The organism is Pseudoalteromonas sp. MT33b, from assembly GCF_014117385.1.
Taxonomy (GTDB): Bacteria; Pseudomonadota; Gammaproteobacteria; order Enterobacterales; family Alteromonadaceae; genus Pseudoalteromonas; species Pseudoalteromonas lipolytica.
The window spans coordinates 1459335-1475261 of record NZ_CP059831.1; the positions used below are offsets into that span (position 1 = coordinate 1459335).

Genomic DNA, 15927 nt, shown 5'->3' on the forward strand with positions numbered 1-15927 from the left:
ACTTGAATTTATTTCAGTTATAACCTCAAAAATCCACTAGCGTGGTTAGCCTCTGCTAGGTTAGTCTTAGGGTCTAATAGTAGAGGTAACCATGTCACAAATAAAAAAGAGTCACAAACTTAACGGTGTCTGTTATGACATTCGTGGGCCTGTGCTTGCACAAGCTCGAAAAATGGAAGATGAAGGTCAAAAAGTTCTCAAGCTTAATATTGGCAACCCTGCGGCCTTTGGTTTTGATATGCCTGAAGATATGCACCGCGATATCATCCGTAACTTGTATTCAGCCCAAGGCTACTGTGACTCTAAAGGCCTTTACTCTGCCCGTGTGGCTGTTTATCAACATTATCAGCAACGTGGATTATTCAACCTAGATGTCGACCATATTTATATCGGTAATGGGGTGAGCGAGCTTATTCAAATGACGACTCAAGCATTGCTTGATAACGATGATGAAGTACTGATCCCAGCACCCGATTACCCACTATGGACCGCGTCTGTTAAATTAGCGGGTGGTAACCCTGTTCATTATTTATGTGATGAAGAACAAGATTGGTTTCCAGATATTGCTGATATAAAAAGTAAAATTACCTCAAAGACAAAAGCGCTGGTACTGATTAACCCGAACAATCCAACGGGGGCTGTCTACAGTGATGACTTATTAATGGAGCTTATTAATATTGCGCGAGAGCATAAGTTGCTGTTATTAAGTGATGAGATATACGAGAAAATTTTATATGACGGCGCCACACATACCTCAATAGGGGCGTTGTGTGATGATGTGCCTATTATTACCTTTAACGGCCTTGCAAAAACATACCGAGCAGCGGGCTTGCGTATGGGCTGGATGGTATTAAGTGGCCGTACAAGTGTAATGGAAGACTTAGTGCGTGGTTTAGATATGTTGGCGTCTATGCGCCTGTGTGCCAATGTACCTGCACAATATGCGATTCAGCAAGCATTGGGTGGTGTACAGTCAATCGATAATCTAATTAACCCCGGTGGGCGCTTGTGTGTGCAACGTGATATTGCATGGCAAGGACTAAATGCGATAGACGGCATTAGTTGTAAAAAACCAAAAGGCGCACTGTATGCCTTTGCAAAAGTTGACACCGACAAGTTTAAGATTAAAAACGATGAACGCATGATCTTAGATTTGCTGAAAGCCGAAAAAATACTGCTCGTGCACGGCAGGGCATTCAACTGGCCTGAGCCTGACCATTTTAGATTGGTGTTTTTACCGAACAAAGATGATTTAACTGAAGCAATGGGTAAGATGCAACGATTCTTTGCAGATTACAAACAGAGCTAAAATCAGCGCTCATAACAGCGAGCTAAGGCTCTAATGCCGTTCACTTTAGGTGAGCGGCATTTCTTTTTATGGAGTAACGATTGCTCGCTGTTACTTTTACCAGTTCGCAATAATACTTAATCATTTTGAGGGATTAAACCTGTCGCTACCCGCGTTAAAAATCTCTGACTTACGACGGCATAGATGCAGAGCAATTGCCGAGAACACCTAAATAACGACATTTTTGCCTTATTATCAACGCGGTTTTATTGCCTCAAAATAGATTACTTAATTAAGCAAATTGGTATTACTATTAAAAAGCCTTATCTACGCGAACGGTGTTATCACTTAAATAAACAAGACGAACTTTGTCACCTTGATTAAATATCATCCGACTATCCTTGTCTTGAACGACCATGTATTGCTCGCCACTTTCTACTTGAATCATTAACTCAACAAGTTGATATTCAATATAACGGCTTGATTGCTGACGGTTGTGTGCAATCGACCCGCCAATCATTGAACCAAGAATAGTTGCCACAGTTCGACCACTTCCGCCGCCAAATTGATTCCCTACAACACCGCCTAATAGTGCGCCGCCAAAGGTTTTCCAGCCATTTGTTTGGTCTTTAACCAGTTCTTGCTCGGTAATATTACGAACTGACTGCACTGAACCAAACAAAACTTGCTGCACGGGAACCGCTTTATTACGCTGATAATCTGCGTAACTCGGCGCACTGAGCAGTAAACATAGGCTAAATAAACTAATAAGGTACTTCATATAACCTCCTGGCTACCAGCCAAAAGTAGATTTTTCGCGTGTTTTACGGATTTCAGTTTCATCAGCCCACTCAATCAGGCCACTTTTTAAATCCATTAAACGCATTGTGAATTTATAATAGACATCGGCTTTATCTGCATTAGATTTTACAATGCTCGACAGGTTACCGTATAACATATATTGCGCTCCCACTTGCTGACCAAATGCGATTGCAGTATTGGGATTGACGAGTGGGTCGACATTTTGGAAATTAAGCTGTTCGCGCACCGCTTCGACACGCGTCATATCAACAAAACGGAATTTACCGCTGCGTAATAATTGTGTCGAAATTGAGTCAGTGATTGATTCTGTATCAATATGCTCGCTGGTTTTATTTTTTATCCGCTCAACAAACACGATAGGACGCGAATTTGCTGTTAATGTCCCCACAACAGGCGATGCCAATAACGAATCTGTCATTTGGCTTGCGACCTTTTGCAAATCAGTTGAACCAAAGTTGATATCGGTTGTTTCAACAGCCTGAGCATCACCATAACTGACAACTGCTTTGTTGGCACAGCCAGATAACAGTAACGACGTTGCAATTGCGATAGCGGTGGCTGATTTCACTGAATATAATTTCATTGTGGCTTCCTTAATCTTCGAATTCTTGTGCTTCTGTTGAGACTTCACGAACAGCAAGCGAAAAGGTGACTGCATCAGATGTTGGGGCTAAGCCCGGTAGTTGTGTTTTTGCAAAACCAAACAAGGTAATTGCTTGCCATGGTGAGTGATTGCCTTTTATGACAAACCCATCGGCGTCATACCAAGTAAATTGATATTGTAAGTATTGAGATTTTTTATACTGACTTGCTAATGTCACAACCACATCGGTTAAGCCATTGGTTTGGCGAGTTTTTACATCAGAAATCGCAAGCTTGTTACCAAGTTCAGGGTTATTAACAATAAGTTGTTGATTATATTGTTGTGATGCTTGCTCGACACCGATACCAGAGGTGGTTGGGCGAGAGGAGCAAGCCGCAACGAGTAATAGGGTTAGTAATGGCACTAAATATTTCATTATTGCTCCTAGAGTTGGACTACATGTGAGTCAAAGTAGTTATTAATAAAGGTTAGGTAGACAAAGGTTAACCCCTGCTTACTAACCGCAAAGTCAATTTTTCCGTGCCCTGACACCCACAGAGAGTGATTACCAGGGGTCATTGCTGTTTGTGCGATACTTAACTGATTTGGTAAAGTTAACCAACTGCGAGTATCTGCTTGCTCAGAGGCAAGGTTATATATATTCGCTAAAATATTGCCGACATCACCACCACTTCTGGCAAGTTCTGCACGCATTTTTTCTTTTGCCACTAGCCTCAAAACTTGTCGTGAAACTCTGCCCGCGCTTTGATCTTTCAATGTTTTCGCTGCAAGTGACTCAAGCCGAACTATCGGCGTGAGTGTTAAACTTTCACCCGAGACCGTGATATTTTTTTGTGAGCTCACATAAGGCACGTCGCTGTATACGGGCATGGCGATACTGTAAAAACGCGCATCGCCACGCGAAGTATAAATGGGTAACCGTAAATTATATTCTTGCTTAGCAGGGATCAGGCCTTGCTCGGCAATAATAATAACCTGACCTTGATTGGCGTTGACCTCATTGAGCTTACCAAAACGCTGACTAAAAATTTCAAAGTCTTGATCAAAACCTTGTTTTTTAGCGAGTCGTAATACATTTTGTTGTAAATATGTATTATCGGTGTTTATCTCTAGGGCTTTTTTATAATCGATATAGGCATCATCAAATTGTTTATTCGCCTCATAAAGCATACCCGATAAATAAAACGTAAAAGCATTTTGAAAACCGTTCTTCACATCACCAATTAGCGTGGTCATGTCGGGGTAGCCAGCGGCGGCTTCTTCAGTGCGTTTATCGAGCTCAGCTTGATTATCTTTCAGTGCATCTTCTTGTACTTTGTTTGCACGCCTTATTTCTACTAAAGCCGATTCTAATTGGTTTTCAAATACATAACTAAGCGCTTTATAGCTATGCAACATAGTCATTTCGTACGCGGGTGGTTCATAACTAATGACTGAGTCATTGGTTAATAATGCGTTACTTTGCTCAAGACCTGCGCTTATTTGTAGTTTTGCAGCTTGGCGCATTTTTTCCATGTTCATATAAACAGCTTCAAATGTGCTGTTAGCCTCAGAGTGCTGACCTGATAAAAACGCTAACCGCGCAGTTTCCAGCTGATTTAACAAATAGTTACTGTGCATTGAACTGTTACTAGGTAATAGTTGGTTGGCTGTGTCGATATCATTTTGGCTGACAGCTTGGCGCACTGGCCTTAGCTGTGTTGCATAATCTTGGAATAGATCAGTAATACCTATGGTACTGCAACCAGATAACAGTAAAACAGCTCCAATAAATAAATGTCGATGCACTGAATACTCCTATAAGACAATGTAATCAGAGTAGCATACGCGACTTAACCGTCTATGATAAATTATGTAAAAAATCGTAAGTGATTTACGTTTAGAACGGTCTTGTATTTTATTATCAAAAGGATATCTGTATTTTGCCAACCACTGTGTTCTATACCTTGATGGCTTTGTGCGCTTTTGCCGCCAATTCTTTATTGTGCAGAATGGCTTTACAAAGTGGTGATATTGACCCTTTGAGCTTCACTGCCATTCGTTTAGTCAGTGGTACATTAACCTTATTTTTGTTAATGAAATGGCAGGTTAAATCAGTTAAATCGATGACCGTTGTGGATAGAGGTAATAACCTAAGTGCATTGAGTTTGTTTGTGTATGCGCTGTGCTTTTCAATTGCTTACGTTAATTTAAACACGGGAACGGGGGCGCTGATATTATTCTCAGCAGTGCAATTGACGATGATAGGGCACAGTATTATTAGCAAAGAGCCATTGCGTAAATTACAGTGGGGCGCACTCATCGTTGCTTTTGCCGGCTTTGTGTATCTAATGTTACCCTCTGCAACGGTTCCATCCTTATTACCCGCGGTGTTAATGGCTGTCAGTGGTGTTGCTTGGGGAATATACAGTATTCGAGGAAAAACATGCGAAGCGCCTCTTCAAGCAACCGCGTATAACTTTCTTAGGAGCTTAATGCTCGTACCCATACTCATTTTGTTAGTGGCGATGCAATGGCACGCTGTATCACCTACCGGCATTTGGCTTGCTATAGCCTCGGGTTCACTGGCATCAGGGGTTGGGTATAGTATTTGGTACTTAGTGTTACCTAAACTCAAAAGCAGTCAGGCAGGCGTTGTTCAACTTATTGTGCCTGTACTAGCAACGTTTGCTGGTGTGGTATTTTTAAATGAGCTATTAACCATGAGGTTAGTGATAGCCAGCGCCTTAATTCTTGGCGCTGTTATGGTGTTTCTATTAGCAAAAAGGCCAGTGAGAACGTAACTTATTGTGGGCTATTTACATTTAATACGTAGCGTTCATATAAACTGTTTAACTCGGATAAAATGGCTTTTTTGCCACATAAGTCACTCTCAGTTATGCGCTGTTGTAATGTGTCGATAGAAAGGTACTGCATCATGTTTGCTGACTGCGCTATATGGCTGATATGCCATGGTTCAGGTGCAACGCCACCCATGTACTCTCGGTATGGACGAAAAAAGCCATATTTCTCGAGATTATCATCAAGCCACGCTGTTAATCTAGCAAATGGCCCAGAAGTTGAATACTCTTCGGGGCTTAATTGCAGTTGGTAACTATCACTGATGGCTGCAGTGTCGTAAATATCTAAATCGGTACCAAAATGATGTCGACTAGCACCGGGTAAGGCTGAATAAAGCATAATTGCGTGGCATTTTTCAGCATCGCTCAATGCCGATAGGTCAACGGTTTCTTGTTCAAGGGTATAAACAGGGCGAAGGCCTTTAAATTTAGCATTCCAAATTGCACTTTGGCGCGTAAAATCACGAAAACTTGAGGCAATTCTAAGCTCAATTCCAGTCCTTTTAGCGCCTTGTTGTAATGCTAAAAAGTCGGTAACAATATCTGCATGTAAACGGTGGTTCTGCAGCTCAACTAAATGTGAGCTACTTGACCCTGTAACGCATTGCAGTAAATCGGGCTGACTCATGTTAACAATTGCTCGAGAATGGTTTCGTATATTTTTGCAAGTTGAATGAGGTCGTCACAGCTCACGCATTCATTTACTTTATGAATTGTGTCGTTGCGAGGACCAAGTTCAATGACTTTGGCACCTGTCTGTGCGATAAAACGTCCATCAGACGTACCGCCTGTGGTTTCAAGTGCAGTATCGCGACCCGTAACGTGTTTAATGGCGTTTACCGTTGCGTCGACGAGCGGACCGTGGTCGGTTAAAAAAGGTAAGCCATTAACAATCCAGCTTAATTCGTAGTTTAAGCCATGCTTTTCAACAATTTTAACAACGCGTTGTTGTAGTTCTTCATAGGTTACTTCGGTGCTAAACCTAAAATTAAATTGAATGTCTAACTCACCAGGGATGACATTGCCGGCACCGGTGCCACCATTAATGTTTGATACTTGGAAACTGGTCGCTGGAAAAAACGCATTGCCTTCATCCCACTGAGTTTGGCTCAGTTCTGCAAGAACTGGGGCAGCTAAATGGATGGGGTTTTCAGCAAGGTGAGGGTAGGCAACGTGTCCTTGCACTCCTTTGACAGTTAAAAACCCTGTGAGAGAGCCTCGGCGGCCATTTTTTACAACATCTGCGAGCACATCACGCGAAGACGGTTCGCCGACCAAGCACATATCAATCTTTTCACCACGTGCTTCGAGTGTATCAATCACTCGGGTTGTACCATTGATAAATGGGCCTTCCTCGTCAGAGGTGATTAAAAATGATATGGAGCCTTTATGGTCAGGGTGTTTAGCAACAAAGCGCTCAGTTGCGATAACCATTGCTGCTAAAGAGCCTTTCATATCTGCAGCACCACGGCCATGAAGCATACCGTCTTTAATAAGGGCTGAAAAAGGTGGGAATTGCCAATTTTTTTCTGGGCCTGTCGGGACAACATCGGTATGTCCGGCAAAACAAAAGTGGGGAGACTCAGTCCCTTTTCTTGCCCACGTATTTAGCGTGTCGGTAAAAAATAGCGACTCAATATTAAACCCTAGCTTTTCTAGGCGTTCGTTCATAAGCGCTTGGCAGCCTGCATCGTCAGGGGTGACCGATTCTCGTTGGATGAGTGCTTGGGCTAATTCAATAACGGGATCAGTCATTAGGCAAAAATCTCGTCGTATTGAGCAGCTTTAAACCCTAAATGATACTGACCGTTATGAATCAGTACTGGACGTTTTATCATTGCTGGCTGCGCGACAAGGAGTGCTAAAGCGCTTTCTTTATCTAAATTTTGTTTTTGTTCATCAGTGAGTTGACGGTAGGTTGTTCCACGCTTATTGACGAGTTCTTGCCAATCTATATGTTGTGCGAATTCGGTGATAAGGTCGATACTAATGCCGTCTTTTCGATAGTCATGAAAAGTAAAGTCATAATTTTTATCAGATAAATATTTCTTGGCTTTTTTAATTGTATCGCAATTGCTGATACCATACATGATCGTCATAAATTCTACTTTTTAGTTACTGTTAGTAATGTATCTACCCCAGCGGTGACCTGAGATAACGAAAAATAAAGCGGTCCAAGGTTTGCTGCATTCAACACACACAGTGTGCCTATCATTGGGCGCGTTAATTCACGTAAATCGAAATACGCTAAGCGTTCGCCTTGGGAAATTTTATTGCCGTTTAATTTAGCAATGTTGGTGTGATTAATGTGATCATCTTCAGATGAAAAATATAAATTTATTAAAATTTTCAGGCCATTGTTTGCTTGTAATAGGTATTCTTTACCCGCATTTTTAACTTGTAATAAGGTGCCATCAAACGGTGCAATAATGTTATGACTTGTGAGCTCAACAGAAATCCCCGGACCCAATGTCGAAAACCGAAAAAAGGGCTCAGGGTGTTCTGTTATTGGTTTTACCCGACCGCTAAAAGGGCTTTTAATGGCCATTATTTGGCTTTTTCTTAGCGTACGTTCAGGCAAGTATTTTACGTCGTTACTCATGGGATTACTTTTGCTCACCGAGTACATGGTAGCCGTCTTTTTTTAGCGCAGTTATGGCTTTTGGCATACTTTGTTTTTTTACCAATACATAATCAGTGTCATACGTTGATAACGCAAAAATTGAAATAGAGGCTTTTGCTAATACCCCAGAAATATTTGCCATTATCCCCGTTAGTGAAAAGCCCAATGGACCAATCACTTCAAGTGCTAGCCAATCAGTCTCTTGATCAAGGCTTTGAAGTTCAAAACTACTCGGACAAACAATCGATAATTCGTCAGCAGTTTTAGCAATAAAAAAAATGGCTTGTTGAAGTAAGGCAGGATCAATTGTGTCATTGACATCAAGGCTATGAATCGTAAGTTCTGTACTATGAAGCTGTAGCGTTTGTTTTGACATCTGTAATCCTATCTAGGTCGCCTTTAAATTTATAGTATATATAAATACGAGTAAGTTAAAGCGCAATAAATTTAGTTGCCGTGTTTTTAGTCAAAGAGGGGCTGGAAGGTTGTCCACAGAATCTGTGGATAAATATGGGAATAGCTCAGTATAAAGAAGGTAACAGGCTAATTTATAAGTGAATTATAAACTAGCCTAATTTTTGAGGGGTTATTTTAGTAAGCTTTCTGCCTGTTTTGCTTGAATCGCCGTAAGGGCAATTGTGTAGACAATATCGTCAACTAATGCACCACGACTTAAGTCATTCACAGGTTTACGCATACCTTGCAGCATAGGCCCTATACTGATGAGTTCTGCACTTCGTTGTACTGCTTTGTAGGTTGTATTACCGGTATTAAGATCTGGGAACACAAAGACAGTTGCTTTACCCGCAACAGGGCTGTCAGGCGCTTTCTTAATTGCGACATTTTCCATAATTGCGGCATCGTATTGAAGAGGACCGTCAATGATGAGATCAGGGCGTTTTTGCTGCGCTAACTTGGTGGCTTCACGCACTTTTTCAACGTCAGCTCCTGAACCAGATGTGCCAGTACTGTAACTGATCATCGCAACACGGGGTTCAATGCCAAATGCAGCAGCAGAGTCAGCTGATTGAATCGCAATATCGGCGAGTTGTTCAGCCGTTGGATCTGGGTTAATAGCACAGTCACCATAGACTAGCACTTGATCAGGTAACAACATGAAAAACACCGATGATACTAATGACGAGCCTGGTGCTGTTTTAATAAGTTGTAATGGCGGGCGAATCGTATTAGCAGTGGTATTAACGGCCCCTGATACTAATCCATCTACTTTGCCTTGTTCGAGCATCATCGTACCAAGTACAACGTTATCAAGCAGTTGTTCTTGTGCAACGACTTCTGTTAGGCCCTTGCTTTTACGAATTTCTACCATAGGTGCAACATACTCGTTGATCACATCTTTAGGTTCAACAATGGTTACATGGTCGTTAAGCTCAACACCTTGCTGTTGTGCAATACGTAAAATCTCTTCTTTATCACCAAGGAGAATGGTTTTGGCAATCCCGCGTTGGCCACAAATTGCGGCAGCTTTAATTGTACGTGGCTCATTACCTTCGGGTAACACGACCGTTTTGTTCGCTTGGCGTGCTTTGTCTGTTAATAAGAAACGGAACGCTGGCGGTGACATTTTTCGGGTGCGACCGACGCTTTTCGCAAGACTATCTAGCCAGTCAGAGTCGATGTGGCTAGCGTTATGGTGCTTCACTTTATCGATACGTTGGTCATCATCACACGGCACTTCCATATTAAAGTTGTGCAGCAGCAATGAAGTGCGCCAAGTGTCTTCTTTTGTGGCAATAATAGGCAAACCAGTGTCCATTGCTTGCTCACATAACTGCATAATACGGTCTTCAGGTTTAAAACCACCGGTGAGTAATATAGCGCCAATTTTTGTACCATTCATTGCTGATAAGCACGCAGCAACGAGTACGTCGGAGCGGTCACCGGGCGTAACCAAAAGGACGCCTGGGGTAAAATGGTTTAAAATATTTGAGACCGTGCGAGCACAAAAAGTAACGTGACGTAAACGTCGGTGTGCCATATCACCTTCATTAATGACTTCCGCTTTTAAGTATTCACATAAATCTTTAACGCGAGGTGCAACAAGATCAAAATCCCACGGAATTGAACCAAGTAATTTAAATGGGTGTTTTCTAAAGATAGGCAATGAAGCTAAACGGTTTAATTCGTTTTCAAGTTGCTCAGGTTCATGCGCTTCAACAAGGTCAGCACGTGCGCGGCCTTCTTCATCAAGTGGGGCATTCACTTTATTAAAAATACAGCCTAATACGCGAGGGTGATTGACGCCGCCGTAGTTACCAGAAGCAATTTCTAAGCGGTCTTCAATTTGATCATTACTGTCGTTGCTTGGGGTTAGCACAAAGACAATATCAGCCCCAAGAGTTTGCGCTATCTCACGGTTTACTCGTCCAGCATAAGGCTGGCGTCGCGTTGGCACCATGCCTTCGATGATGGCAATTTCGTCTTCTTTTATGGTGTTTTCAAAGCGTTCAACAATTTCTTCAAGTAGATCATCTCCCTTACCATCCCCAATCATTTGCTCAGCATAGGCTAAATCAAAAGGCTTAGGTGGAGTGATGGGGGAGCCATGAGTCACAATTTGTGTTGATTTCTCGGGGCCTGTATCACCTGAACGAGGCTGTGCAATCGGTTTAAAAAAGTTTACTTTTAACGCTTTTTGTTCAAGTGCGCGTACTAAACCAACCGAAACGGATGTTAAACCAACCCCTGTTGAAATAGGGATCAACATTATTCTGCGAGCCATAATTAACACTCCTTCGCAATGCGTGCTGCGTCATTTGCTATTACCCATTCTTCATTGGTTGGAATAACAAAGGCTTTTGTAAAGGCATCACCTTGTGTGATTAAGCCTGCGTGACCAAAGCGTGCGGCTAAATTTGCTTGATCATCACAAATAAGGCCTAAAAAGCCTAATTGTGTGATCACTTTTTTGCGAATGATATCTGAGTTTTCACCAATACCCCCGGTAAAAATCAGCGCGTCTAGGCGCTGCAAAGGCACCATAAATGCGGCTATTTGTTTTGCTAATCGGTAGCAGAAAATATCAAGCGCAAGATTAGCCTGCTGATGACCAGCAACAGCCGCTTCTTCAATTGTGCGACAATCGTTAGATAACTCACTGATACCTAATAGACCACTTTGTTTGTTTAGTAGATCATCAATTTCTTGTACAGAATAGTTAAGTTGCTGGGTTAAGAACGTAAATAAACCCGGGTCAATGCTACCGCTTCGCGTGCCCATCACAAGGCCTTCAAGAGGGGTTAGGCCCATACTTGTATCAACACTGTTGCCATCTTTAATGGCGCACACAGAACAGCCATTACCCAAATGAGCACTGATCACATTGGTTTGTTCGCGTTCTTTGCCGAGTAATTTTGCCGCTTCACCCGCTACATAGAAATGGCTGGTACCATGAAAGCCGTATCGTCTCACGCCATGCTCTTTGTATAACGAGTAAGGTAGGGCATACAAGTAAGCAATATTTGGCATTGTTTGATGGAAAGCGGTATCAAATACTGCAATTTGTGGCAGCGTTGAAAATGCCTGCTGCGCAGTACGAATACCAAGTAAATTTGCAGGGTTATGCAAGGGGGCTAAGGCTGCCGTTTTTTCAATCGCAGATAATACATCGTTGTCGATTAGCACTGACTCGGTGAAATGTTCTCCACCGTGAACAACACGATGCCCGACAGCAATTAGGTTGTCTGCTAAACCTAAACTATTCACCAGATTAACTAACTCAGCGATTGCCGCGTCATGTGCTTGACCATTTGCTAGTTCAATAACTTGCTTGTTGCCCTTGTATTTGTACTTAATTGAAGGTGTTTCTGAGCCTAATCGTTCAGCAAGACCAGAAATTATTTCGTCGGAGGTGGTGGCGTCTAAAATGGCGAACTTTAGACTTGAACTACCACAGTTTAATACTAAAACATGGCGTGGTGAGCAAGGTTGCAAAGGCATAGCTGAGTCCTAAAAATACAATATCAGAGTGAGTACGGCTTGATAATTAGTGTTCTGTGCCAGTATAGTAAAAACATATTTTGTTGCTACACTTAACAGAGTTAGGTCGTAATTATACTAAAGTCTTGTTGACTTGTGCCGATAATATTTTATCTCATTTAGTTGTTAAACGTTAGCCTGATTAACAAAAAACTAGGACAGGTTTTGCAGGGATTGTGTCCGGGAGTGTGTTACACTCACATGTGAAACAGTATGAAAACCTAGGAGTGATGATGCAAAAAAGTGTCATGTCACAAGTGCAAACAGGTCGCCAATACGCCAAAAAGTGGCCTATGCGACAAGAGCTTGCTCCCTTGTTTGCTGAATTTAAAGTGATAAAAGCCACTGAGCTTGCCATTACAGTAATGCCTATACTGGCAATGCTGACTGTGTTTATGCAAGTAAACTACTTAGGCAGTGAATTTTTCCCACAAGCAATTACAATTGCATTATTTTTTCTGTCATTACCATTGCAAGGTTTGTTGTGGTTAGGTAAGCGCGCAGAAACTCGGTTAGAGCCTGCAATGTTTAACTGGTACACAGAGCTTCATAGTAAAATGAAAGCGCATGGTTACCAGTCGCAATTAACGACTGAAAAACCACGCTATTCTGATTTGGCTCAACTGCTAAAAGATATGTTCGAAAAAATGGACAAAGCCTTCACAAAAGAACACTTTTAGTCACGAATAAACTGGCTCACATAAAATGATAATGTCACTGTTTGTGGGCCTTTTTGTTCTATTTCTTGCCAATGTTCAGGGCGAAATTTCCACGCAAATGGCGTCATCATTATCAAATGCTTAATGTCTTCAACACTTAATACGGTTTGTTGCTCAAGTAGCTCTGTCGATTTTGTGCTAAAACCATTGGGCGCTTCTATCTGGGTATGTGGTTTAACATCTGCGTAAATAAACGACTTTAACTCTTCAAGGTGCCATGGGCCGGGGCTTGCCACAATCAATGTGCTTTGGGGTTTTGCAAGGCGCGCGAGTTCGTCTGCAAAAAGCGGGGCAAAGACACTTACCAGTACATCAGCTTCACTATCTGCAAAGGGCGATTGGCTAATTGATGCGACACTAAAATGGGCATTTTCATAGCGTTTTGCGGCATATTTCACTGCCGGTTTCGAAATATCGACCCCATACACTGTTGCATTCGATGAGTTCGCTATCGCTTGGGTGTAAAACCCTTCACCACAGCCAAGATCTATTACTGACACAGGTTTTAATTTAGAGACTAAGCGTGCAATAGCTTGTTGTAAAAAGCCATAATGGCCAGCAGATAAAAAGGCGCGGCGCGCTTGTACCATGTCGAGGTTATCACCCGGTTGCTTCGACTTTTTATTTTGTACGGGTAATAAATTTACGTAGCCTTCTTTGGCAATATCAAAGCTGTGATTATTCACGCAGCGATATGTTTTATCAGTTAAAGTCAGTGCGTGTTTGCAAAGCGGGCAGTGGTAGTGAAGACTCATGAGTCTAAGTAGTCCTTATCATAAAAGGTTTTAACCCAATGCGGGCGATAGGTGATCAATAAGGTAATAGCCATGCCATTGAGCATCGCTTCAGGAAACCAAATTATGGCACATAAAATTAGGTAGTTTTGCGAAATTTCAATCAAGCTATATTCACCCATAACGTAATAGAGCATGCCACTGGTGAGTATTTTAATACAGGCGATGAGTGCAGCAGTTAAAAAAGCACAGAAAAAGATATAGATAAAAAAGTGTTTTGGTAAGTAAGTATAGCAAAGCACAAAACACAGATAGCTGAGCGAAATGGGTATAAAGGCAGTGAAAAGTAAGTGAATCGGCAGAAGGCTTATGGGCAACTGAGCCACTAAAATCAACAAGGCACTTGCCAGTACACTTGCAAAAATTGCCAACCGCCAGCCTAAAATAAGGGTAACGGCACTGACCCCTAGTATATGCAATTCGAGGCCAGGTAAAATACCGGCTTTTATGCGCCACAGCACAGCAAACACAAGTGCACAGGCAAGCACACCTATTTGTCTGATTGGCGTTGCCAATAGCTGTGCAAAGCTGTTTTTATCAAAGCTAAGCCAAAGTATGAAAGCCACACAGCTCCACAAAGGGAGCTGCCATTGCAATTGCTCTATCATGCGTCAAAAGAAGACCAGATAGGGGCGTGATCTGATGGCTTTTCGATTCCACGTAATTCGTAATCGATACCAGATTCGACACAACGCTCAGCAAGGGTTGGAGTTGCTAAAATAACGTCGATACGCAGTCCTCGGTTGTCATCAAACCCTTTCGAGCGGTAATCAAACCACGAATATTGCTCTGTTTTTTCAGGGTAAAGCTCGCGGAACGTGTCTTTAAAACCCCAATTTAATAATGTGGCTAGCCATTCACGCTCTTCAGGTTGAAATGAGCATTTACCCGTTTTTAACCAACGTTTACGATTTGGCTCACCGATACCAATATCGAGGTCAGTCGGTGAAATATTAATATCTCCCATCACGATTACATCTTGATCTGGCGTGTGGTTATCATTTAAATGCGTCATTAAATCTTTATAGAACTGACGTTTATAAGGAAATTTTGTTTCATGAGCAATGTTGTCTCCTTGCGGAAAGTAACCATTCATTACCGTTAAGTCACGGCCATTTTCTTGCGTCACAGTTACGCTGATCATACGGCGCTGTGATTCGTCTGTATCAGTCGCAAAACCTTTAACAATAGACTTTGGCTCTTGCTTACACAGCATAGCTACACCGTAATGCGCTTTTTGACCATGAAAATAAACGTGATAACCCATTTTTTGCACGTCTTCGAGAGGGAAGGCTTCATCGTGAACTTTAATTTCTTGTAAGCCAATGATATCAGGCTGATGTTTATCGATAACGGCTTGCAATTGATGTAGACGAGCACGCAGCCCGTTAATGTTGAATGAAATTACCTTCATCGTGCACCTATAAGTTATTTTTGTTTAGAACGAGTAGGTTAATTCTACCATCAAACTAACGGCTATTCATGAGCAAATTTTGAAAAACACTATGAATAAATGTTGCACAATTGATTAACTTCTTAAAGGTATTGTTAACTCATTATTAATTATTGAATTAAATAAATAATTCAGTTGATCTGCTTATTTTTGTTTATATAATGCGCGAACACACCCGTTCAAATTATGTACTACTTAAAGGTAAACCATGAAAAAACAATTAGTGATGCTTTCAATTGCGTCTATCTCATTTGGCACATTAGCAAGCAACCCGAGCTACTTTTCTGCAGACAACAGTATCGAATCTAAGTTATGTAGTTTAAGTGCAAATGAAGGGTTTACCGCTGCTCGTAAAGAAGCAGCAAAACATGGCATCGCAATGTCACGTTTTTCACCAAGTATTTTATGCAATGGAACTGACATTCGTGAGCTCGCTAAAAAAGCACCTTCACAGCATGTTCCAAAAAAAGCGCAGGTTGAAGTTTTTGCAAAAAACCAGCAAAAAGAAACTCAGCTTTGTATTACAGCACTTAAGCAAGGCTTAACTCCTGTGCGTGAGAAAATAGGTAACTTAAATTCATTAAAATGTAATGGCGAAGCGGTGACAGACTTTGTAAAACGCTACCAAAACGCAGCAATTTAATAAAAATAACTGTTTATAAAACAGGTGAGTGTTGCTGAATGACGCAATAACTTACTCTGAATGATAAAAGCGCTCTTTGTAGCGCTTTTTTAATGACTAAAACTGTCAAAAAGGTCTCTGTTTTATCCACGCTGCAAAAGCA

The 15927-nt window shown here is 41.7% G+C and carries 18 protein-coding genes; 4 read left to right on the top strand and 14 right to left on the bottom strand.

Annotated elements, in window-relative coordinates:
* Positions 1-91 precede the first annotated feature (91 nt).
* Positions 92-1309, top strand: coding sequence for a pyridoxal phosphate-dependent aminotransferase (locus tag H3302_RS06745; RefSeq protein WP_036968919.1), 1218 nt, complete (start codon positions 92-94; stop codon positions 1307-1309).
* A 292-nt stretch (positions 1310-1601) separates the two neighbouring features.
* Here H3302_RS06745 and H3302_RS06750 read toward each other — a convergent pair whose 3' ends face one another.
* Genes H3302_RS06750 through H3302_RS06765 form a run of 4 tightly spaced genes read right to left on the bottom strand, consistent with a single transcriptional unit; the run spans position 1602 to position 4502 of the window.
* Positions 1602-2069, bottom strand: coding sequence for a glycine zipper 2TM domain-containing protein (locus tag H3302_RS06750; RefSeq protein ID WP_036968917.1), 468 nt, complete (start codon positions 2067-2069; stop codon positions 1602-1604).
* 12 nt (positions 2070-2081) lie between these two features.
* Complete coding sequence (gene lpoB, locus H3302_RS06755; protein WP_036968915.1) at positions 2082-2693, bottom strand: penicillin-binding protein activator LpoB; 612 nt, start codon at positions 2691-2693, stop codon at positions 2082-2084.
* 10 nt (positions 2694-2703) lie between these two features.
* On the bottom strand, positions 2704-3129 hold the full coding sequence (locus tag H3302_RS06760) for a YcfL family protein (RefSeq protein WP_036968913.1): 426 nt from the start codon (positions 3127-3129) through the stop codon (positions 2704-2706).
* Positions 3130-3137: 8 nt separating this feature from the next.
* The gene (locus H3302_RS06765; RefSeq protein ID WP_182396288.1) at positions 3138-4502 is read right to left on the bottom strand and encodes a COG3014 family protein; all 1365 of its coding nucleotides are present in this window, start codon (positions 4500-4502) and stop codon (positions 3138-3140) included.
* A gap of 161 nt (positions 4503-4663) precedes the next feature.
* Here H3302_RS06765 and H3302_RS06770 point away from each other — a divergent pair, with 161 nt between their 5' ends.
* Entirely contained in the window at positions 4664-5497 is an 834-nt protein-coding gene (locus tag H3302_RS06770) for a DMT family transporter (protein ID WP_182396400.1), read from the top strand.
* A 1-nt stretch (position 5498) separates the two neighbouring features.
* On the opposite strand, the gene H3302_RS06775 is transcribed toward H3302_RS06770, so the two are convergent.
* The 7 genes from H3302_RS06775 to H3302_RS06805 form a co-directional block, all read right to left on the bottom strand.
* Positions 5499-6182 (bottom strand): M15 family metallopeptidase, encoded by a 684-nt coding sequence (locus H3302_RS06775; protein WP_182396289.1) that lies wholly within the window; start codon positions 6180-6182, stop codon positions 5499-5501.
* The gene (gene dapE / locus H3302_RS06780; protein WP_036968908.1) at positions 6179-7309 is read right to left on the bottom strand and encodes a succinyl-diaminopimelate desuccinylase; all 1131 of its coding nucleotides are present in this window, start codon (positions 7307-7309) and stop codon (positions 6179-6181) included. The genes H3302_RS06775 and dapE overlap by 4 nt, the downstream gene beginning before the upstream one ends.
* Complete coding sequence (locus H3302_RS06785; RefSeq protein ID WP_036968906.1) at positions 7309-7653, bottom strand: ArsC family reductase; 345 nt, start codon at positions 7651-7653, stop codon at positions 7309-7311. Before H3302_RS06785 ends, dapE begins: the two co-directional genes overlap by 1 nt.
* Positions 7654-7658: 5 nt before the next feature.
* The gene (locus H3302_RS06790; protein ID WP_075593652.1) at positions 7659-8156 is read right to left on the bottom strand and encodes a PTS glucose transporter subunit IIA; all 498 of its coding nucleotides are present in this window, start codon (positions 8154-8156) and stop codon (positions 7659-7661) included.
* A 4-nt stretch (positions 8157-8160) separates the two neighbouring features.
* On the bottom strand, positions 8161-8553 hold the full coding sequence (locus H3302_RS06795) for an ACT domain-containing protein (protein WP_036968903.1): 393 nt from the start codon (positions 8551-8553) through the stop codon (positions 8161-8163).
* A gap of 210 nt (positions 8554-8763) precedes the next feature.
* Positions 8764-10920 (bottom strand): phosphate acetyltransferase, encoded by a 2157-nt coding sequence (gene pta / locus H3302_RS06800; RefSeq protein ID WP_036968900.1) that lies wholly within the window; start codon positions 10918-10920, stop codon positions 8764-8766.
* Positions 10921-10922: 2 nt separating this feature from the next.
* The gene (locus H3302_RS06805; protein ID WP_074988315.1) at positions 10923-12137 is read right to left on the bottom strand and encodes an acetate kinase; all 1215 of its coding nucleotides are present in this window, start codon (positions 12135-12137) and stop codon (positions 10923-10925) included.
* A gap of 272 nt (positions 12138-12409) precedes the next feature.
* Here H3302_RS06805 and yfbV point away from each other — a divergent pair, with 272 nt between their 5' ends.
* Positions 12410-12856 (top strand): terminus macrodomain insulation protein YfbV, encoded by a 447-nt coding sequence (gene yfbV, locus H3302_RS06810; protein ID WP_036968894.1) that lies wholly within the window; start codon positions 12410-12412, stop codon positions 12854-12856.
* Here the strand turns inward: yfbV and H3302_RS06815 are convergent.
* Genes H3302_RS06815 through xthA form a run of 3 tightly spaced genes read right to left on the bottom strand, consistent with a single transcriptional unit; the run spans position 12853 to position 15103 of the window.
* Positions 12853-13650: a putative RNA methyltransferase gene (locus H3302_RS06815; RefSeq protein ID WP_182396290.1), complete on the bottom strand. Its 798-nt coding sequence runs from the start codon at positions 13648-13650 to the stop codon at positions 12853-12855. The two genes, yfbV and H3302_RS06815, sit on opposite strands and share 4 nt — an antisense overlap.
* Positions 13647-14297 (bottom strand): energy-coupling factor ABC transporter permease, encoded by a 651-nt coding sequence (locus tag H3302_RS06820; protein WP_182396291.1) that lies wholly within the window; start codon positions 14295-14297, stop codon positions 13647-13649. Before H3302_RS06820 ends, H3302_RS06815 begins: the two co-directional genes overlap by 4 nt.
* On the bottom strand, positions 14294-15103 hold the full coding sequence (gene xthA / locus H3302_RS06825) for an exodeoxyribonuclease III (protein ID WP_182396292.1): 810 nt from the start codon (positions 15101-15103) through the stop codon (positions 14294-14296). Before xthA ends, H3302_RS06820 begins: the two co-directional genes overlap by 4 nt.
* A 247-nt stretch (positions 15104-15350) precedes the next feature.
* Here xthA and H3302_RS06830 point away from each other — a divergent pair, with 247 nt between their 5' ends.
* Positions 15351-15785 carry a hypothetical protein gene (locus H3302_RS06830; protein WP_036968882.1) on the top strand — a complete coding sequence of 145 codons (435 nt, stop codon included), beginning with the start codon at positions 15351-15353 and terminating at the stop codon, positions 15783-15785.
* Positions 15786-15927: the final 142 nt, after the last annotated feature.